The sequence below is a fragment of the Dolichospermum sp. UHCC 0259 genome, from assembly GCF_009711935.1.
Taxonomy (GTDB): Bacteria; Cyanobacteriota; Cyanobacteriia; order Cyanobacteriales; family Nostocaceae; genus Dolichospermum.
In genome coordinates this window covers 79,843-101,229 of the sequence record NZ_VIKX01000264.1, presented here as the reverse complement: position 1 = coordinate 101,229, position 21,387 = coordinate 79,843, and the positions used below count along the sequence as shown (strand labels likewise).

General features: G+C 38.4%; 17 protein-coding genes and 1 tRNA gene. 7 read left to right on the top strand and 11 right to left on the bottom strand.

What is annotated here, in order from left to right; all coding sequences use genetic code 11:
- The 3 genes from FJR05_RS22265 to FJR05_RS22255 form a co-directional block, all read left to right on the top strand.
- Positions 1-82, top strand: an 82-nt coding sequence (locus FJR05_RS22265; protein ID WP_168646127.1) for a DUF4351 domain-containing protein, incomplete at its 5' end; no start/stop codon positions are given.
- Positions 83-100: 18 nt separating this feature from the next.
- A complete protein-coding gene (locus FJR05_RS22260) occupies positions 101-901 on the top strand; it encodes a PhzF family phenazine biosynthesis protein (RefSeq protein ID WP_168646119.1) in 801 nt (266 codons plus the stop codon).
- A 315-nt stretch (positions 902-1,216) separates the two neighbouring features.
- A complete protein-coding gene (locus FJR05_RS22255; RefSeq protein ID WP_168646118.1) occupies positions 1,217-1,657 on the top strand; it encodes a DUF4332 domain-containing protein in 441 nt (146 codons plus the stop codon).
- Positions 1,658-1,738: 81 nt separating this feature from the next.
- Here the strand turns inward: FJR05_RS22255 and FJR05_RS22250 are convergent, their stop codons facing one another.
- A complete protein-coding gene (locus FJR05_RS22250; protein ID WP_168646117.1) occupies positions 1,739-2,353 on the bottom strand; it encodes a TetR/AcrR family transcriptional regulator in 615 nt (204 codons plus the stop codon).
- A 177-nt stretch (positions 2,354-2,530) separates the two neighbouring features.
- On the opposite strand from FJR05_RS22250, the gene FJR05_RS22245 reads away from it, so the two are divergent.
- Entirely contained in the window at positions 2,531-4,081 is a 1,551-nt protein-coding gene (locus tag FJR05_RS22245) for a pitrilysin family protein (RefSeq protein ID WP_168646116.1), read from the top strand.
- A 22-nt stretch (positions 4,082-4,103) separates the two neighbouring features.
- Positions 4,104-5,609: a pitrilysin family protein gene (locus FJR05_RS22240; protein WP_168646115.1), complete on the top strand. Its 1,506-nt coding sequence runs from the start codon at positions 4,104-4,106 to the stop codon at positions 5,607-5,609.
- A gap of 50 nt (positions 5,610-5,659) precedes the next feature.
- Here the strand turns inward: FJR05_RS22240 and FJR05_RS22235 are convergent, their stop codons facing one another.
- The 4 genes from FJR05_RS22235 to FJR05_RS22220 form a co-directional block, all read right to left on the bottom strand.
- Entirely contained in the window at positions 5,660-7,105 is a 1,446-nt protein-coding gene (locus tag FJR05_RS22235) for an ammonium transporter (RefSeq protein ID WP_168646114.1), read from the bottom strand.
- 385 nt (positions 7,106-7,490) lie between these two features.
- Positions 7,491-8,375 carry an alpha/beta fold hydrolase gene (locus FJR05_RS22230; protein ID WP_168646113.1) on the bottom strand — a complete coding sequence of 295 codons (885 nt, stop codon included), beginning with the start codon at positions 8,373-8,375 and terminating at the stop codon, positions 7,491-7,493.
- A 259-nt stretch (positions 8,376-8,634) separates the two neighbouring features.
- Positions 8,635-8,707 (bottom strand) — tRNA-Ala (locus FJR05_RS22225).
- Positions 8,708-8,752: 45 nt separating this feature from the next.
- Complete coding sequence (locus FJR05_RS22220) at positions 8,753-9,481, bottom strand: HAD family phosphatase (RefSeq protein ID WP_168646112.1); 729 nt, start codon at positions 9,479-9,481, stop codon at positions 8,753-8,755.
- Positions 9,482-9,739: 258 nt separating this feature from the next.
- Here FJR05_RS22220 and FJR05_RS22215 point away from each other — a divergent pair, with 258 nt between their 5' ends.
- Positions 9,740-11,485, top strand: a complete 1,746-nt coding sequence (locus FJR05_RS22215) for an RtcB family protein (RefSeq protein ID WP_168646111.1) — start codon at positions 9,740-9,742, stop codon at positions 11,483-11,485.
- Positions 11,486-11,573: 88 nt separating this feature from the next.
- Here FJR05_RS22215 and FJR05_RS22210 read toward each other — a convergent pair whose 3' ends face one another.
- From FJR05_RS22210 to FJR05_RS22195, 4 genes are all read right to left on the bottom strand, one after another.
- Positions 11,574-13,292: a cation:proton antiporter gene (locus FJR05_RS22210; protein WP_168646110.1), complete on the bottom strand. Its 1,719-nt coding sequence runs from the start codon at positions 13,290-13,292 to the stop codon at positions 11,574-11,576.
- Positions 13,293-13,423: 131 nt separating this feature from the next.
- Positions 13,424-14,884: an S-layer homology domain-containing protein gene (locus FJR05_RS22205; protein ID WP_168646109.1), complete on the bottom strand. Its 1,461-nt coding sequence runs from the start codon at positions 14,882-14,884 to the stop codon at positions 13,424-13,426.
- Positions 14,885-15,196: 312 nt separating this feature from the next.
- Complete coding sequence (locus FJR05_RS22200; RefSeq protein ID WP_168646108.1) at positions 15,197-16,087, bottom strand: hypothetical protein; 891 nt, start codon at positions 16,085-16,087, stop codon at positions 15,197-15,199.
- A 168-nt stretch (positions 16,088-16,255) separates the two neighbouring features.
- Positions 16,256-17,389, bottom strand: a complete 1,134-nt coding sequence (locus tag FJR05_RS22195; protein ID WP_168646107.1) for an SGNH/GDSL hydrolase family protein — start codon at positions 17,387-17,389, stop codon at positions 16,256-16,258.
- 837 nt (positions 17,390-18,226) lie between these two features.
- Between FJR05_RS22195 and FJR05_RS22190 the strand changes: the two genes are divergently transcribed.
- Positions 18,227-18,421, top strand: coding sequence for a hypothetical protein (locus tag FJR05_RS22190; protein ID WP_015083627.1), 195 nt, complete (start codon positions 18,227-18,229; stop codon positions 18,419-18,421).
- A 571-nt stretch (positions 18,422-18,992) separates the two neighbouring features.
- Here the strand turns inward: FJR05_RS22190 and FJR05_RS22185 are convergent.
- Positions 18,993-19,739 (bottom strand): cyclase family protein, encoded by a 747-nt coding sequence (locus tag FJR05_RS22185; protein WP_174783817.1) that lies wholly within the window; start codon positions 19,737-19,739, stop codon positions 18,993-18,995.
- A gap of 246 nt (positions 19,740-19,985) precedes the next feature.
- The gene (locus FJR05_RS22180) at positions 19,986-21,293 is read right to left on the bottom strand and encodes a hemolysin family protein (RefSeq protein WP_168646106.1); all 1,308 of its coding nucleotides are present in this window, start codon (positions 21,291-21,293) and stop codon (positions 19,986-19,988) included.
- Positions 21,294-21,387 lie beyond the last annotated feature (94 nt).

Below are 21,387 nucleotides of genomic sequence, written 5' to 3'. Positions count from 1 at the left end.
AGAAGACTTGGGAGAAGCATTATTAGATTTTGGAGATATTAACGACTTAGAACAATGGTTAAAATCTCACACAGAATCATAGATTTAGATAGTTATAAAAATGATCCAAATTATTACTCAAGTAGACGCTTTCACTAATACTCCATTCACAGGAAATCCTGCGGCTGTATGTGTTTTAGATAGTCCACAATCTGAATTGTGGATGCAAAATATTGCCCAGGAAATGAACTTATCAGAAACCGCTTTTTTAATTAAACAAGATGACGGTTTTAATTTACGCTGGTTTACTCCAACGGTAGAAGTTCCCCTGTGTGGACACGCTACTTTAGCGAGCGCTCATGTATTATGGTCACAAGGATATTTATTACCAAATCAAGAGGCGCATTTTTATACAAAAAGTGGTATACTGATAGCTAGACTAGAAAATAATTGGATTCAGTTAGATTTTCCGGTGAATCTTTCCCAATCTGTTGAATCACCTCCAGAATTAAGTCAAGTTTTAGGAGTAACTTGCAAGTCTGTTGTGCAAAATTCTCTCGGCTATTTAGTGGAAGTAGAATCTGAGCAATTAGTTAGAGAAATGCAGCCGAATTTCCAGCAGATGAAAACCTTAATCAAGGCGGATATTATTGTCACTAGCATTGCTGATTCTAACTCAGAATATGATTTTGTCTCCCGCTTTTTTGCCCCTACCTTGGGGATTAATGAAGATCCGGTAACGGGTGCGGCACATTGTTGTTTAGCTCCCTTTTGGCGGAATAAGTTAGGAAAAGATGAATTTCTAGCCTATCAAGCTTCTAGTCGGGGTGGAGTTGTGAAAGTATACTATCCCGGTGCAAACCGCGTTTTTATATCTGGACAAGCTGTAACAGTAATGCACGGACAATTAACTTTAGGTTAAGAATATATCATATCCCGCAGATCCCCGACTTCTTTAAGAAGTCGGGGATCTTTAAGAAAAGGATTAAGTTAATATTTGTAATTAAATTTTTAGATTTCAGATGACACTTATCGGGCATTATTGACTGTGAATCTCCTTTAATGTAGGAAGTTGAACAGTAAATAAATTGGAGTTGACATTTTTTATAGGTGATAATGTTAGTAATACCATCCTCTAGATGGATGGCGATTTGATAAGAGTGTGAGAATTCAGAAGGCAAAATCCTAGTAAATTCTGAATTTTGACATAAATTAACCCATACTAAAAACTCAAAAAATGACCATTAACCGTGCAACTAATAGAAATTTACTTCAAAAATCCGATTGGCCTGTCAAAGATTTACCAGGATTAAGTGCAGAAGATCAAGCTCAATTAAAAAATTGTGGCATCACTACCACAGAAGAACTAATTAATAGGGGAAAAACTCCAGAAGAGAGAATAGTATTAGCGGGTAAATTACAGGTAAATATTCATTCTGTGAATAAATGGGTTGTTTTAGCAGGTTTAGCTCGTGTTCCCAGTGTAGGAACTCAATATTGTGGTGTATTGCTTCACTCTGGGGTTATTTCCGTGCAACAATTAGCGCAAACTCCTACTCACAGATTGCATAGACAGGTTATGCGTTTGCAAGTAGCAACATTGCATAATCGTGATTTGTGTCCAGCAGTCGAGTTAGTGCAACAGTGGAGTCATCAAGCGCAAGCAATGGGTAATTAGTTATTGGTGATTGGTGATTGGTGATTGGTGATTGGTCAGTTGTAACCTGTAACCTGTAACCTGTAACCTGTAACCTGTCACCTATTCCCTCGCTAGGACACCGTTAAGAAAGATATCCGCTAACCCCTCCGCCATTTTTTGCATTTCTTGGGGGGAGGCGTTGGGGTCTATGAGGGTATGATCAGAGAAACCAGCGATCGCAAATAAACCTAGAAAAACTTTAGCTCCAAGTTTGGCATCCATCTGACGATAGATGCCTTTATCTATTGCGGTTTGAAAAAATGCTTCAGCAACATCTGTCATTTTATCAATAACTTCTGTTTGAATGCGATCGCGCAAATCTGGATGAAATTGGACTTCCATAAAGCAAACGCGCATAATATCGGCGTTTTTTTGTAAATTCCACATCCGTCGCCGCATCACTTGAGCGATCGCCTTATAGCTACCCATTTCGCTCAGTTCTGTCAGTAAATCCGTGAGAATATCCACCCAACCGCTAGTGGCCACTTCCACCAAAATTGCTTTTTTATTGGCAAAATGACGAAAGAGAGTTCCTTCAGCTACCCCTGCGGTTTGTGCTAAATCACGGGTTGTAGTTCCCTCAAACCCTTTGGCTGCAAATAGTCGTTGTGCTGCTTGTAAAATGCGTGTACGCGCCTGTACTTCTGATGATGGAGGAGAACTAAAAATTCGCATAGTAGTTATTTTGATATCTTTAAAACAAGATTCGTAGCCCTATTGTGCAACATCAAATGCTAAAAATACAAAAAGCTTAATAGAAGATAACTCTCTTGTTGTTAAGTAGTCTATTTCTCAAGTAATGTAAATTTAATTTAACTTTTGCTTATGCACCAGACAATTTTAAATTTTTTCATGGGTAACGTTAAAAAGTTCCCATTCCGTCGGCTATTAGCCACCACTTTGGCGTTAATAGTATTTGGTTGGGGATGGATACCGGAAACAGCTTTAGCCCTGCAAAAATCCCCAAATTCCATTCAACCTTACCTAGAACAAGTAATTAATCGTCTCACCGAATTTAGCCTGGATAATGGGCTAAAATTCATTGTTTTAGAAAGACATCAAGCCCCAGTAGTTTCCTTTCTCACCTATGCTGATGTCGGTGGCATTGATGAACCAGATGGACAAACAGGGGTAGCCCACTTTCTCGAACATCTAGCATTTAAAGGCACAAAGCGCATCGGCACTAAAGATTATCAAGCCGAAGCACCACTTTTAGAAAAGTTAGAAAATTTAGATAACCAAATCAAAACCGCAAAAACCAGCGGAAAAAAAGATGAACTAGCGCGGTTAGAAACTGAATTTAAATCAGTAGAATCTCAAGCCCTGACATTAGTTAAACAAAACGAAATGGGGCAAATAGTTGAACAAGCTGGAGGTGTGGGTTTAAATGCAACTACTTCTTCCGAAGCTACCCGCTATTTTTATAGCTTTCCATCGAATAAATTAGAACTATGGATGTCCTTAGAATCAGATCGGTTCTTAGATCCTGTATTTCGAGAATTTTATAAAGAAAAAGAAGTAATTTTGGAAGAAAGACGCTTACGAGTTGAAAATTCTCCTATCGGCCAGATGGTTGAAAAATTCATAGATGCTGCTTTCAAAGTTCATCCTTACCGCCGACCAGTAATTGGTTATGATCAAGATATTCGCAACTTAACACCGGAGAATGTGAGGAAGTTTTTTGAGGCTTATTATGCTCCCAGTAATTTAACAATTGCTATTGTGGGAGATGTCAATCCTGCTGAAGTCAAAAAACTGGCACAAATTTATTTTGGGCGTTATCAAGCTAAACCTAAACCTCAACAGAAACTGCCCGTAGAACCCCAGCAAACCGCCACCAGAGAAGTTACTTTAGAACTTGCTACACAACCTTGGTATTTAGAAGGTTATCATCGTCCGGCTGTTACCCATCCTGATAATGCAGTTTATGAAATTATTGGCAGTTTATTGAGTGACGGGAGAACATCAAGACTTTATAAGTCTTTAGTAGAAAAACAAAGTTTAGCTCTGAATGCTCAAGGTTATAGTGGCTTTCCAGGGGATAAATATCCTAATCTCATCTTCTTTTATGCTCTCACATCTCCAGGGAAAACAGTAGATGAAGTAGCGATCGCCTTACGTCAAGAAATTGATAAACTCAAAACTGAACCTGTATCTGCGGTGGAATTGGCACGACTAAAAACCCAAGCTAGAGCCGGTTTATTACGCAGTCTTGATTCTAATTCTGGCATGGCATCACAGTTATTAGAATATGAAGTCAAAACCGGTTCTTGGCGCAACTTATTTCAGCAATTAGATAAAATTGCCGCCGTCACTCCTGAAGATATTCAAAGAGTCGCCCAAGCCACATTTACGCCAGAAAATCGCATAGTTGGCAAGTTGTTATCCAAACAACCAGGATAGTAATTCAAATTTGAAAATAGATATGTTGAGGTTAGATTTGAAAAGCAAAAAATTCCACTTTTCTAAGGGACAAAGATTTGTTTTCACATTAGTGATTGTTGTTGCTTGTTTGCTCGTAAATTTGAATTTTTCTTGGGCAGCAACCACAGCCAAGCATTACGATGAGTTAAAATTTCCGCCGATTTCAGCAATTAAATTACCCAAGTATGAACGGTATGTTCTCAAAAATGGTTTAGTAGTTTATTTGATGGAAGATCATGAACTACCATTGGTAAATGGTACAGCACTAATCAGAACAGGTAGTCGTTGGGAACAATCAGAAAAAGCAGGTTTAGCCACTTTGGTGGGTTCTACATTGCGAAGTGGTGGCACTCAAAAACATTCCGCAGATAAATTAAATGAAATTCTAGAACAACGGGCTGCTGCTGTGGAAACAGATATGGGTGAAGCGGCTGGAAGTGCTAGTTTTGAAGCCTTGACAGAAGACATAGACATGGTATTTGGGTTATTTACTGAGGTACTGCGAGAACCGGCTTTTGCCCAAGAAAAGTTAGATTTGAATAAAACTCAAATTCGCGGTGCTATTGCTCGTCGCAATGATAATCCTAATAGTATTGCCAGTCGAGAGTTGAGAAAATTAATTTATGGCAAAGAAAGTCCTTATGCCCGAACAGTTGAATATGCAACTCTCGATCAAATTTCCCGTGATGATTTGCTGAAATTTTATCAACAATATTTTCACCCCAATAATATCATTTTAGGGATTGTCGGTGATTTTAATGCTCAAAAAATGCGATCGCTCATCCAAGCCAAATTAGGTGATTGGAAACCCAACCCTGAAATTGCCAAAACCCCATTACCACAAGTCACCCAAGCTAATTTAGGTGGTGTATATTTCGTTAATCAACCCCAACTCACCCAAAGTAGTGTTTTAATTGGTCATTTAGGCGGAAAATTCGACAATCCCGATTATCCAGCCTTGGATGTCATGAATGGCATATTAAATGGATTTGGCGGACGTTTATTTAATGAATTGCGATCGCGTCAAGGATTAGCTTACTCTGTATATGGAATGTGGAGTCCCCGTTTCGACTACCCAGGAACATTCGTCGCTGGAGGACAAACCCGCACCGAAACCACAGTTCAATTCATCAAATCCCTAGAAACAGAAATTAAACGACTACAAACCGCAAATATCACCGTTCAAGAATTAAATAAAGCCAAAGACTCCACCCTCAACTCCTTTGTCTTCAACTTTCAAGATCCTAGTCAAACATTATCCAGATTAATGCGATATGAATATTATGGCTATCCTGCCGATTTCCTCTTTCGCTATCAAAAAGCCATCACCGCTACCACAGTCGCAGACGTAAAACGAGTAGCCCAAAAATACCTCAAACCAGAAAATTTAGTCACCTTAGTAGTTGGAAACCAAGCAGCCATGAAACAATCATTAACCAACCTAGCCCCAAAAGTCACAACTATAGACATTACCATTCCCAGCACTCAACCAGCAGCTAAAAAATAAAAAGATCCTCAAGATCCCCGACTTCTTCAAGAAGTCGGGGATCTAACAATTTAAGGATTATGAGAGTGACTTTTTTCCTCCTCTACAAATTCCTCAATAGCATAAACATCAGGCCAGACAGTTGCACCATGTTCATAGTTATCAATCCCAATCTTATCAGCATCAGGATGAACACGCAGCCTACCAATAGCATTGAGTCCAGAGAACATAATAAAAGCGAAAACAATAGTAAAAACAGACGTTGCTACTACACCTAAAATCTGCACACCCAGTAAATCCAAACCACCACCTAAAAACAGTCCCGCTTTTTTAGTTAAAGTCAATTCCGGCTGACCTAAAAAGCCAACAGCCAGTGTCCCCATCATGCCATTAATCCCATGAACCGCAAATGCACCCACAGGGTCATCAATTTTGCATGATTCAATAATATCAATACCGAAAATCACTAAAATTCCCCCAGTTAACCCAATCACCACCGCCGCCCAAGGGGCAACAAAAGCGCAACCTGCCGTAATACCTACCAGTCCTGCCAAAGAACCATTCAGACAATAGACTAAATCCCATTTACCCGAACGACTATATTGATAAAACATCGCCGACAAAGCCCCAGCCCCAGCCCCCAGGGTAGTATTGAGAGTAATCAAACCAATTAAACCAGGACTACCCGTACCCAGAGTTGAACCAGGGTTAAAGCCATACCAGCCAAACCAGAGAATCATCGTTCCCAAAGCCGCCAAACCCAAATTGTGTGCAGGGGGAATTTGTCCCCAAGGAGTCCGTCCAGGCCGGGGTCCAAGTAAAAAAGCACCTACTAAAGCCGTCCAACCACCAACGGTGTGAACTACTGTACTACCAGCAAAGTCATGAAAACCTATTTTCGCTAACCAACCGCCGGAGTTCCACACCCAATGCACAATTACGGGATAGCTGAACGCAGCCATAACAGCACTGTAGATTAAATCACCGATAAAGTCCGTTCTCCCAGCCATTGCCCCAGTAGTAATTGTACTGGCAGTAGCGGCAAAGGCAAACTGAAAGAAGAACAAAGTATAGGCATTGAGTCCAGAAGCTATTCCAGGCACACCACCATTGGTAAAAGCACCGTCAACTGGTAATTGACTTAGGAAAAATGTGTCAGTACCAATAAACCCACCTGCGCTTGTGCCAAAAGCAATGCCAAAGCCCACACCCCACCAGATGATAATGGTGACGGCCGCATCAATAAAGTTTTCTAATAGGGCATTAACTACACCTCTTTGGCGCAGCAAACCTGCCTCCAGCATGGAAAAGCCAGTCTGCATGAAAAATACTAAAAAGCCTGTGAGTAGTACCCAGGTAGTATCAATGGAAATTTGTAATTGCTTGGTTGTGGCATCTAAGGATTCCAGTGTCACAGGATCTGCTGCTTGGACAACTGTGGGGGCAAAAATTGCCAAAACCATTGCACCTATAGCTAGTGCTAAAATACGATATAAAGGACGAATACGTTTATTCATGGTTGTTGTTCTTATTACTGACTCGGTAATTCCCGATTCCTTGATTTTTGCTGAATAAAGTTGGTTGATTTTCTGTTTGTTTCAAAAAATATTCTGTATTGAAGAATACATTTTTTTTGTGGTCATGTGAATTGTTCACTCTGCAATAATACATAAAATTACTGCACATCTGAATACTATCAGTATTTACTATGGTTTAGAATTTATAATCACTATCAGAAATCCTTTACATATAAAAATCTGATATTTATTATGTAAATATATATAGGATTACTATTTGATTTTTGAACAAAATTAGGCATTGCTAGGTATTGTAGGATGTGTATGGCGATCACTACTGTCGCTAACACACCCATGTATCTGTTCAAAAACAGATGTGAGATAATTAAAATTGTCCTAACCAATCAATAATCTCACCATTAACAATATCTGGAACTTCATCATGGGGACAATGGCCAGCACCAGGAATAGGAACAACTTTAATATTTTGACCATTTTCTCGCGCTGCTGTATAAATATTCGCTCCCGTGATTGGTGTCCAAGGATCTTCTGCACCCCAAATTACTAATAACGGAAATTCTAACTTAGGTAATAATTCTTCTGGACTAGGCCCGGGAGGTGCTGTGAGAATGGAAGCAAAAACCTGTTGCGCTCCTGGGTCACAAGATGGGTTGTATAGTAAATCTACAAGTTCATCGGTAACGGCGGTGCGATCGCTATATACTTGATATAAAGTGCGGCGAATTTGCGATTTTTGACGAATGCGATTAAAAACGAATTTACCTGTAACTGGGTTAGCCACCAACTTATTAAAAGTTGCCATGACAAATCGCAGCACAGGATTCAATTCATGGGGACGGTGACTCAACCCACCAGCAGAGTTAATTAAGACCCCTCCTGCCGCAATTTCTGGATATTCCGTTAAAACAATTAAACTTAAAAGAGCGCCAATAGAATTACCAATAAATATTGCTGGTGTTTGAATGTGTGCATTGCAAAAATCTTTTAATAATTCTGCCCACACATCCATGCTGTAATCTATGATTGCTTTATCAGAACCACCAAATCCCAACAAATCTAAAGCAAACACCTGATAACCAGCAGCAGCCAAAACCGGGATATTTTTGCGCCAATGGCCAATGGAAGCACCAAAGCCGTGAATTAGTACCAAAGGCTGTCCTGTACCCATCACAGTATATTGAATTTGGTAATCTCTCCAAATCCAAACCTGTTTTTCTAATGTCTGTAAATGCTCTGTTGCAGTTGTCATTTTTCAATCAAAATAAAGATATAGGACTTACGCACTGTACAAACTTGCCATGATATGAATGAACGAAATTGCGTCGTTTTCGGCTTTGGGAATAACCTATTGAGTAGGGTGCGTCAGACACGATATTTTGACAAAAAAACAGATTTCCTCTATCTGACGCACCCTACAAGGGATAAAATTCACGTTACATATTTGGAGAATCTTGTCAATGCGTAAATCCTAAGATATTAACCTGGGAAAAACGACACTAATTTGCAAATGGAGAATAGGAGACTCGAACCCCTGGCCTCTGCGGTGCGATCGCAGCACTCTACCAACTGAGCTAATTCCCCTTGTAAGTGCCAAGAAACTGCCGACTCTGACATACATATCATATCTTAGCACTCAGGAACAATAGATTTCACATCTTTTTCCGCAAAAACTTCCTGTACCCGTTGTAAATCCAAATCAATCAGATAATCAATCGTCCAATTAGCTTGACGTTGCAGCATATGGAAAGGGTAAGTATTCGCTACTCCCACTACTTGCATTTGAGCGCGTTTAGCTGCTTGGATACCCATTGGAGTATGTTCAATCACTAAACACTCATTAGCTTGAATATCTAACTCTGGATATACCTGATTTAGCCTGTCAACCGCCAGTAAATAACCTTCTGGATTAGGTTTATTGCTGCTGATATCATCCCCCGACACAATCACAGAAAAGTATTCAGCTAATTTAGCAGATGTCAATACCATTTCTATTTCTGGAGATAAAGCATCACTGACTAACGCCATTTTCAGATGACGAGAACGAATCTGAAAAATCACATCTTCAATTCCCGAATACAAAGGCAATTTTTCCAGCTTCTCAAACTCCAACACATAAGCTTGAGCTTTGCGGGTGAGTAACTGCATCATATAAGCTTCCGTCACCACCCTACCACGACTTTTCAACAGATTTTGCAGATACGCGCGAGAGCCTATCCCTAAAAAAGCTTGACGTTCCTGCACCCGTTGAGGTTGAAGATTTTCCTGTACAAGAATATCATCTATCAATTGAATATGGATTGATCCATCTTTAATAATGACACCATTAAAATCAAATAAAACTGCCTTTAAACTCATAGTGCAAGCTGGAAACAATCCTCCAGATGATTATTTATCAGAGTAAATTACCGGAATACATTTAAGATTAACCCATTTTTGAACATATACAAGAGCCAGATCCCCGACTTCTTTAAGAAATCAGGGATCTTGTTTAGCTTGACAGAGTGATAATTTGTGTAGTATCGTTGTAATACGAGAAATTCAAGATAAAAGTTTTGTCCAAAAACTCCAGATGATTGGCGTTTTTAGTAAAACCTCAAATCCCCAATTAAAATTATGCCCTACGAACAATTAGGAATTACCACACCCCACCCCGTTTTATCTTGGGCAAATCATTCATTAGGCTCAGATGAAACTAAAATGGCTAAGAATGTAGCCTCATTGCCATTTGTATTTAAACACGTGGCTTTAATGCCCGATGTTCACTTAGGAAAAGGCGCGTTAGTTGGTTCAGTTATTGCTACTAAAGATGCCATTATTCCTGCGGCTGTGGGGGTGGATTTAGGTTGCTTTGTCGGAGAAACATTGATTCCTTTAGTTGATGGAAAATACTATCCAATCAAAGAATTAGTTGATAAAAATGAAGAATTTATAATTTATGCCTGTACACCAACAGGAAAAGTTGTAGCTGCTAAAGCCACTGCAAAATTAACGAGAAAAAATGCGCCCCTTGTTAAAGTAATTTTAGATAACAATGAAGAGATTATCTGTACTCCAGATCATCAATTTATGCTTCGAGACGGCAATTATAAAGAAGCACAATTTCTGGAAGCAGGTACTTCTTTAATGCCTTTTTATTCTCAAATTGATAAAGATGGTTATACCCTCATATCTCAACCATATTCTGGAAGATGGCAAAAGGCACATTGGATGATTGCTCGTTCTGGTTTATTAGGTGAAATTAATGAATTGGATAACCGACCAGAAAATATTGAATTGATAGATTACCTGATTAATTATAATCACAAAGTTGTTGCAGTAATTCCCCTAAATTACACGGAAAATGTGTATTGTTTGGCAGTACCGGAGTATCATAATTTTGCTCTCAAAGCTGGGGTATTTGTTCACAACTGCGGTATGAGTGCCATCAAAACACAATTTACAGGTGAACAATTAGAGGGCAAACTCAAGAAAATTCGCCTCGATATTGAAGCCGCAATTCCCACAGGATTTAATGAAAACAAAGATGTAGAAAAAGCAGTAACCAACTGGCAAAGATGGCGCGATTTTTCTAATTTGCATCGTGGTGTGCAAGATTTAGAAGGTAAAGCGATGAAACAAATGGGTTCTCTCGGTGGAGGCAATCATTTTATTGAAGTTTGTCTCGACACAGAAAATCAAGTTTGGTTAATGCTGCATTCCGGTTCTCGGAATATTGGTAATAAACTTGCACAATGCCATATTAATACTGCTAAAGAATTAGCAAAAATGGCAAATAATAAATTACCAGATCCTGATTTAGCTCACTTTGTCGTGGGGACACCAGAATTTAAAGCCTACTGGGAAGATTTACAATGGGCGCAAAATTACGCACTTTTTAACCGTGATGTGATGATGTCACGATTTAAAAAGATTGTCGAAAAACATCTCAATGGAGGGAAAGTTACCAAACCTTTATTAGAGGTAAATTGTCATCACAATTACGCCGAAAAAGAAGTACATTTTGGCGAAAATGTGTATGTCACTCGGAAAGGTGCAGTTCGCGCTCAAACAGAAGATTATGGGATTATTCCTGGTTCAATGGGAGCAAAATCTTTTATTGTGAAAGGGAAAGGAAATGCTCATAGTTTTTGTTCCTGTAGTCATGGCGCAGGGCGCTTAATGTCAAGAAGTAAAGCCAAAAATGTCTATACTCTTGATGATTTAATCGAGCAAACACAGGGGGTAGAATGTCGTAAAGATACAGGGGTTTTAGATGAAATTCCTGCTGCTTATAAACCCATTGAACAGGTAATGGCAAACCAATCTGATTTGGTGGAAATAGTGGCAACTCTCAAACAAGTTCTGTGCGTTAAAGGTTAAAGTAGGGTGAGAGGTAGAAGCAAAAATAATTATTTTTCTCTACACTCTACACCCTATCTCCCCCATCCTGATTAAAAGATGTCTATTATTAATCAGGTCTAACACTTAAATATCTATCTTTGCGAATAGTATTGATCACAGTTTGGATGTAACTGTCTTCTGCACCCAAGGTTTTTAGTAAATGATTCCCTAACTCTAATGCGGCTTCAAATTCAGGTTGGACAACTTCTTTCGCACCCATTTGAGCTAAAATATCAATTTCCTTATTACTGTGTGAACGAGCAATTACATCTAAATAAGGGGCAATAGTCAAAGCATTTTTCAACAGTAAGCGGGTACTAGCAGGATCAGGAAGGGCGATCGCTAAAGCTTTAGCAGTTTCTAAATGCGCTTTTTCTAATACTAATTCAGAATCTGCATCACCAAAAATGTAAGGAATTTGGCGCATTCTTAATCTTTGTACAGATGCTTCGCTATTTTCAATTACTAAAACTGGATATCCTTGGCTTTGTAATATACTAACAATTACTTGCCCAACTCTACCGTAACCAGCTACTACTACGTGATCAGTAATTATTTCTGGCATAGATATTGTTTTTGGTGCAGAAAAGCGTTGTAATAACTTTGCGAGTAAGGGATTTCGATGCAAATTATCTACAATTAAAGGTGCAACTTTAAGAGATAAAGGAGTTAGTACGAGTGTAATTGCTGTTGTTCCTAACAATAAAGAATAGGTTTGTTGAGATAGCAATTCTAATTTTAAACCAGCTAAGGCTAATACAAAAGAAAATTCACCAATTTGGTTGATGCCAAAACTGACAATAATGGCATTTTTTAGAGAGTAGCCAAACTTTAAAACAATGCCTAAAATAATTGCGGCTTTACCCAGCATTACCAAAGTGACAAGTCCTAAAATTAGTCCAAAATTGTTGATGAGAATAGCCGGATCAATCAGCATTCCAATTGATGCAAAAAACAGACTAGCAAATGTATCTCGCAACGGTAAAATTCTTGCTAATGCCTGGTCAGAATAATCAATTTCCGATATCATTAAACCAGCCACAAATGCCCCCATAGCAATGGAAAGACCCAAGTATGCAGTTGTTAATGCAACTCCTAAGCATAAGGCAATTACAACCAAGAGAAATAATTCATTACTTTCTGTAGCGGCAATATTACTTAAAATCCGGGGAACTATCCACACACTTAATATAATTGCGACTACTGCAAACAGGGCAATTTTAACTAAAGCAAAGCCTAGTGCTACAGCAATATTTTCGGGTTGTTGCAAAGCAGGAAGTATTGCTAACATGACACCCAAAGCTAAATCTTGAGCAATTAATATTGCCAGCATAATTTGCCCATGCACTGTATTAGTTTCATCACTCTCTGTGAGTGTTTTTAATACGATTGCTGTGGAAGAAAGAGATAAAACTGCTCCTAAGAAGATTCCTTGTGTGATTCCCGAAGCCCAACCTGTCAAAACAGTTACTATTGCTACTAGGGCAATTGTTAAACCAATTTGTAGTAAACTGCCTTTAATCGCAATTTGTTTAACTCGTTTTAGGTCTGCTAAAGAAAATTCTACACCCAGGGCAAATAGTAGGAAGGCAACACCAATTTCTGCTAAAGATTTAATATCAGCGACGTTGCTTAATAACTTTAAACCAAAAGGTCCAATAGCAAAACCACTAACTAAATAACCAAGTATCACAGGTTGATGCAACCGATGAGATAAAAATCCTCCTAATGCTGTAGAGACTAAGACGATTGTCAGATCCAGAATTAAACTATGCTCTGTTTCCATATTCTGTGTTTTGTTGTGTTATCAACTTATGTCAATCACTTTTCAGAGTAACTTGAGTTGGTAACAATCAACATCTACACCTCGATAGCTAAGTTGAAAAAGCAGGGAATAGACAAGGCTAGGTTAAACGTTTATTTTGATGGCAAATCTGCCACTTCACCAGCGCTCACCATTGCTCTATACAATAAAGCACAAACATCTGCTCTAGTAGCAACTTTTTTAGTATTTAGCAATTTTCTATTAGGATGATTGATAATTACACCATTTTCTGTTAGAGCAGCGATAAAATTACGATGTTCACTTCTAATGCTAGAAGCATCACTATAAACTGAAAGGATATTTTTTGTTGAACCTGTAAATTTATAATTCAATCCTTTGGCTAAAGTTATTAAAACATCTAGGCGGTTCAGCTTTTGTGTGGGGTTAAAGTTTTTGCTATTGAGAATAGTAAAAAAGCCCATTTCGTAAGTTTCTCGAATGGCATCATAAGCCCAATATCGCTTAGGAACATCTTTAAAATTAATTGCTTCTCGAACTTTACTTTTAATAAATACTTTTTGTAAAAGGGCGGCTAATTCTGCACGAGTTACTGGTGCATTGGGACGGAAAGTGCCATTGGGAAATCCATCAATTACTTCCATTGCTGCCAATTCAGAAATATATTCCCTAGCCCAATAGTTTTTGGAAATATCAGAAAATGAGACTTGAATACCTTTCGCTACGCCTATTTGGCGATATTCACTTAATAATTTACCAAGTTCAAAACTGGAGTTTGTACTAATTGGGGTCAACTTTACCAAACTACCAGGATTAGCAGTTAAGGCTTTTGCTAAGGTAGAATCAAAGGCATTGATAGATTTACCCGCTACAGCAAAATCACCTTCGCTAAAGGAGGTAGGATAAACGCCAGTGGTGGCAACTTTGGCAAATCCGGCGGCTTGATATTGGACAATATTAATCTTTTCCGAACTATTCAGAAAAGTAACTTTTTGGTTATTAACTTCCGTGAAATAATCGTAGGCGTTAGTATTATCAACAATGCTATCATTATTGACATCAAAACCATAAAATGTGCGAACTACTTTGTTTTCTGTGGGATTAGCTGATAGAATCAAGTTAACCGCAGTATTTTCCGGCAAACAAACAAATTCACTGTAACCAATAAAGCGATTATTGGTATCATATAAGCGGATAACGATGCGATCGCCTAATTTAAACCCTTTAACAAACTTAGCCTTTTGCTTAATCTTATATTTATAATCACCTAAAAACCTTTCTTGGCGGTATTTATTACCATATTTACTCTTAATAGAAATTCGGGCAATTACTTCTTTTATTGTCCCCCCAGGTTGCCATATATAAAGCGTGAAGGCTGATTTCTTTTGTGGTGAAAAACTTGTATTAACGGGAATATCAATTGCTTCACCGTCAGATTGACCTACCAAAAGTTGCGTTTGTGGAGAATTACCTAATTTTGATGCAACTGGGGAAGAAAGTCTTGATACTGCTAATGCAGAAAATATTGGCGATAATGCGACAACAGAAACGGCTGTAACAACCAGCTTACTCCAACTTAAGTTAATGGGATTCATAGTATTTTATCTCGCACCTGGCCAATGGACTAATGTTCTCTAGCCTAAAAATTTTTGATGCTAGTGAACCGTACTGGTAACACAGGGCATTTTATATTACTTTTGTCAAAGAAGCAAAAAGGAGACAATTATCCATGACCAGTCTCAATGTGAATAAGCTGTTGCAACCACTGTAATCAGTAGCAGAAATTATTTTAAATATAAACACATAATTAGGGTTTGCTGAAAAAGTTATCTGTGAGGACTAGGAGTCAGGAGTCACCGATTCGAGAATAGGAACAATACATCCTGGACATCCTGATTCTGACATTGTTAAGATTCACTCTTTTGAGCTTCTTTCTGGGCAGCCTCACTAAACTTTTTATACAACTTAGTTCTAATCTGTGCTTCCTGATAGCGGCTGTGACTAGGTGCAACCTGACCCATTAAATCAGAAGCCCGTTGCCAAGTAGCCGCTAATTCCAACCACTGAGTTGAAGTTGTAGCCATTTTACCAGTCGCAGTTGCCTGGTTAGCTAGTCTCACAGATGCAACAAACGGATCATCCAATGGAACAGAAAAACTTTGGCTACCAGGACGATTCGATGATTCTGGCGGTCTTTGGTTGACTGTCCCAGAAGATTGAGAATCCACTAATGGCAACAGCTTCTTCAATGGATTATCTAACCGAAAATCTAGCAACCAAGCCAGTAAAATTACTGAAGATAAACCAGTAACCCATACAAATAATGTTTTGACAGAAATTTTGCCCTGATCTTGATTCTTTAGCAAAGATTGGGGTTTTGTTAAAATAGGTTTTCTTGATTTGGTATAAACTTCAGTTAACTCTGGAATTAACCGTTTCAAGAAATTTGGTTGGTATATAGTAATTTCCTGTGACCACAGTAATTGACCATCAGTATCGCGGTTAATTTCCTCTAACCATAGTAATTGCTCTTCTCGAACAATTCGACTATTAATATTAACTCGGCGAATATGACGTGGTGCAAGTGAGTCCAAAATTTCTTGAATTTTTGGCACTAAGACAGATTGCTCCAGTTGCTCTACTGTAGCTGCTTCACACAAAAGTTGTAATATACCAGCCGCAAAAACGGCTCTAGTTCTGACACCGGACACAACTAGCCTTTCATTCAAAACTTGAATAATTGCCGCTACGCTGCCCTGGTGAGCTTGCCAAGCGATATCATTTATCCGATCTACCATTTGATATTTATTGATAGCTCTCACACCCTGACCTGTGAAATAATATAACCTAAGTTACTAGTGGTCAGTGGTCAGTGGTCAGTGGTAAACTACTTTTGCCCCTTGCCTCTTGCCTCTTGCCCATTCCCAACTAGCAACTTACGTTAATATACATTTAATTTGCATATATCAGTTGTAAATTTGAGCAACTCTATATTCGATTTGCTCAAGTGCAAATTGCCACACTTGATATCCTGCTAAAGATAAATGTAATCCATCTGTAGTTAATTCGGGACGCAAATTGCCATCAATATCCGTAAACCAATTGTGAATATTTAGGTAATTAGCTCCTTGCTTTTGGGCAATTACAGCTAGTTGGGCGTTAATATGACGAATTCGACTATTGGGGATTTTTTGCGATCGCACAGGTAAAATAGATTGGACAATAATCTGACTGGTGGAATGACTCTGACGTAAGCGATGAATAATCCGCGAAGAATTGACCAAAATTGACTTGTCAGTAGCCCCCTTACGTAAATCATTAATCCCAATCATCACATAAATTACATCGGGTCTGGTGGCAGAAAAAGCCGACAATCTTTTAGAAACGCCCTCGGAAGTGTCTCCAGATATACCTTGATTTAGCCATAATTTACCCGTAGGTAATTTGTCTTTGGGAAACCACAAACTTAAAGAATCACCTACTAAAATACTTAACCGATTTGCACCTTGACCTTTAGTTATAGCTTTAGCTTCCATCGCTAATAAGCTTTTCCAGTCTTGATAAGTCAGTTTAGATGCCTTATTTAATTCCCCGGATAATTCTAAATTTTCATCATTATCAGTGCGCGTATAAATTTGACCAGCTACAAGTGATGCTAATCTTTGCTGGTAGAGTTGACTACCAGAAGTAGGTGACGTAGTTGGAGTCTTTGGGGAATGGAAGTTAAAGGATGATTTTACAGGTGTTGATAATCCCTGCTGATTGAATTCTGATAATAGAATCTCTACGCTGGGAAGGTTTTTTCTGATTACTGATGATTGTTCAACTGTCGTCGGTCTTTGTCTACTGGATTTTGGTAATGATTTATCGGTCTTGACAAGACTCTTCTTTGCTGGTGAAGACTTTTCAATTTGATTACTAAATTCAGGTACAGCAATTTGACGTGCAGAATTTTTTTTGCTGTCGTAAACCTGGAAACCCTCGGCTAAATCCAATAAAGATAGAGAATCTTTGGGAAGATTGGTTATTTGGGGGGGTGTTGATGTTGGTATTACCAATCCGGTTAATAAACTTGCCGCCAACAGATAAGGTTCACTCATCGTTGTTTTATTCCTTGTGCGTATTCACTACTTTTCCTTATGACGGCCTTAGCTAAGTGAATTCAGGAAAATTTCGATTTCTGTCTATACCCCATTTATTTTGAACCCTTGCGTTTTACTATCGAAAAAATATGGGTTTTAACTTAGACTTGATTTATTGTGTCAGGTTACAAAAATTAACATTATGAATTAATTCAATGCTATTCAATCCATTGAATCATAACAAATATCCTCCAGTCAGGATTAATCAACACTAAATCTTGGGATTTTATATTCTAGAAGCCTTGCTGTATAAGCTTTATAGCTTTTTGAGCATCTCGCTGTTACCAGCATTTTTCAAAATCTTATTGGTTTCATACTTTTGGCAGATGACAATAATTAATTGTTTATGATGTGAGTTGTAAGAAAAATTAATAAATAATTATATAGGTATCAATTTTTGTGGATAAAAAAATTGCAATAAAACGCTAGAGAGTCTAATTTATAAGGTTTAAATAGTATTTTGTTTTTTCAAGATAGCTACGTTTATTTACACCTACTTATACAAGTATTCTAGCAATTGATACCAATAAAACCTAAGTTTTTATACTAAGTAATTTTAGTAACAAGGCTGTGTATGGCAGAGTAAGTAAATCGTTAAAATGCTTGCTACAGAAGAGTTATGTCCGTAGTTAAAAAGTTAGATTTGCAGAATTATTGAGTCTGTTTGCTATTTAAAGTCTGGATTAGACATACAAAGATTTATCGAAACTAAAGTAGATCAGTTCCGGGGATGTAGAATAACTTAGCGAAAAGTGCTAAGATTTATCCGATGTCATTAATGTTTCCTTTTATAACGTGGCTAGAGCTAGTACAGCAATCGGTGTATCTCCCATCATTAAGGAGATTGTGCAAAAACAGGCACATTCAACTCGCTTAACTTTGAAAGAAGTTATTCTCATGGGAATGTTGGCAATTGATAAGTTAGATGATCAAAATTGTCAAGAATTGGCAGATCAAGTTCATCAAATGCAGGTTAATGGTGAAATCTAAAACTGCTGGCAGGAGTCTAAATTTTAAATTCTCCAGCTTTCAGTTCACAAGCTAAAAAATAGCAAAAGTGGTAGTCTGATTTATCCAGTTTCTACTTTTGACTAAAACCTTAGCTAGTGCCATTAAATAGTTCTCATTTAAGTCCAAACTTAACTAACGGTGTTGCTAATTTACAGTAATAAATTCGTTATGTTAAAGGCAAAAAAAGGATCTGAAGCTAGATCCTTTTTGTCTGTCAAAAATTTAATAGAAAACTCAGCGAAAGTTTCATAAACTTTGCTGAATGAGGTTTAATTCTTGCTTGTTTACAGCGGTGCAAATAGGCAGTATTAGACTTGAGTGCGGCAATTTACAGTACATGGGCAGGATTGCCTCAATGATTGGGAAGTTGATTAAAAATATCATTTCCAATTCGTAAAATATTTTAGCCTCGTAGCCATTTTTGAGTAGTTTTGCGTACTCTGGATATGGGGCTTTAATATTTTTTAATTGAAAGAAGGGAATAGGGAACAGGGAACAGATAAGAAACTAAAGTTTCAGAGTCTGAGGAGAATAGTTGAAAAGAAAAAATTTAAAATAATGCCATGATTGCTGCGGGAGAACCAGAACCGCCTCTTAATCGGAGAATGCCAACGACTAAGGTGATATCATGGGGTGGTAACTGATCTAAATTGGTGAGGTTTTCGAGAACAATTAGCGATCGCTTCCCTCCCCCCAGACATTGCTCTAAAAGCAACCGATTAATGGTAAAATTGGTATCCTGCCCAGAATCTACACCGTGAGTATCAATACCCACTCCAGTAATTTGCCTCTGTGTCATTAAAAACTCAATTGCATCATAGCTAAAACCAGGAAAGTGCATTTTTCCGTCTTTATCTTGGTTAAAAAATGCCTGATAATTTAACCATTTTTCCTGCCAACCAGTATATAATATCACGAAGCTACCTGTGGGAATTTCTCCAAATTCAGTTTCCCAAGCTTGGATATCACTAATAGTCAAGACATAATCAGCGTTTATTGCTGCTTGCTCACAAATATTGATAACTATAGCTGGTAATATTAAGGACGATGCTGGATACTGGTCAATACTTGTGCCGTTTGCATAAAAGCTATTAGGAGCATTAATATGAGTCCCGCTATGTTCTCCCAAGGAAAAGCGTCGTAAGTAATAACCATCATCTGGAATTTCTGCAACACTGGTAAATTCTACGGGAGGATCACCTGTCCATTTTGGTATATCTTGATCAATGAGATGGCTAAGATGGATAGCATGAGAGTAATTAATATTACGTAATGGTTGGGAATTTTTGCTGATCAAAGGGATTTTTTTATAAGTTTAGGATATTTTAACAAATAATCCCCCAAACCTTTTCACTTGAAGGTAATGGGGGGAATTTTAATGTTGCAGCAAAAAGTGAATTTAACCCTAGTGAACAGTAGAAAAGTTAAGCTTTAAATAAGGAAGAGTTAATTTTATATGAATTTTCTCTCAACCAGATTTCTGTAATGCTTCTTTATGCTAAATCCCGACTGGGCGCAGGCCCTGCGCCCCTACATCCTGAGTTCAATTACCGATGACTTTGGGTACTACTAGGACTTTATCAACCCGATTTCCGTCCATATCCATGACTTCAAACCGCATACCATCCCATTCAAAATGATCTGCTGCTGCGGGAATCCGTCCTAAATGGGTAATGACAAAGCCGCCTAGTGTTTGATAGTTTCCTCTTTCTTCATGTTCTAATTCTTCGAGATCAAATAGTTCTAAAAATGCTTCTATTCCTAACATTCCATCTACTAACCAAGAACCATCTTCTCGTTGTACGGCTTGGGGTTCTTCTTGTCCTGGTTCTGTGGGAACATCACCGACGATTTCACTCATGATGTCATTGAGGGTGACTAAGCCTTGAATTACGCCATATTCATCTACGACTAAAGCCATGTGTGTGACGGTTTGTTTGAATAATTCCAAAACTTTTAAACCGCGTGTGCTTTCGGGGACAAATACGGGTTGACGTAATCCTAGAGTTAAGTCTAAGGGTTCGTTGCGTAAACTTCTGGCTAGGAGGTCGGTGACGGGAATAATTCCCAGAACGTTATCTAATCCTTCTTGACAAATGGGATAGCGAGAATAACCGCTTTCTGCCATTTTTTGGCGGTTTTCTTCGGGGGGATCTTCCAAGTCTAACCAAACTATATCAGGTCGGGGTGTCATAAAGGAGGTAACGGGGCGATCGCCTAACCGGAAAACTCTCTCTACCATGTCCTGTTCGGCTTCTTCAAATGTTCCCGCTTCTGTGCCTTGTTCAATGAGAATTTTGATTTCTTCTTCTGTAACTTGTGGTTCATTGGAAGGGGTAATTCCCAATATTCGCAAGACCAAATCTGTAGATGCACTCAAAAGATAAACTATGGGTGAAGCTACTCTCGCTAAAGCCCGCATAGGTATGGCGACCGAAGCAGCGATTTTTTCGGGGTTATTTAAAGCCAGACGTTTGGGGACGAGTTCACCGACAATGAGGGAAAAATAGGTAATGAGTAGGACTACGATACCAAAGGCGATCGCATTACTATAATTAGCTAAAATGGGAATTAGCTTGATATAATCTTCTAGTCTTCTGGCAATGGTCGCACCACCAAAGACACCATTCAGGATATTGATGAGTGTAATCCCTACCTGGACGATGGAGAGAAAATGATTGGGCGATTCGGCGAGTTTTAATGCAGCCTTGGCGTTAATATCCCCTTGGTTGGCTAACTGCTGTAGTCTGACTTTCCGGGCGGAAACTACGGCCATTTCCGACATGGAAAATACACCGTTGGCGAAAATTAGGACTAAAATCGTTAAAATTTCAAACGTGAAGGAAGACATTTTTAAAATTGCTGGTATAAAGAGTAAAATTATACAGAGATTGTAAATCCAGTTTATTTACACATTTTATTAGTATCCAGTATTTTAGGTGATT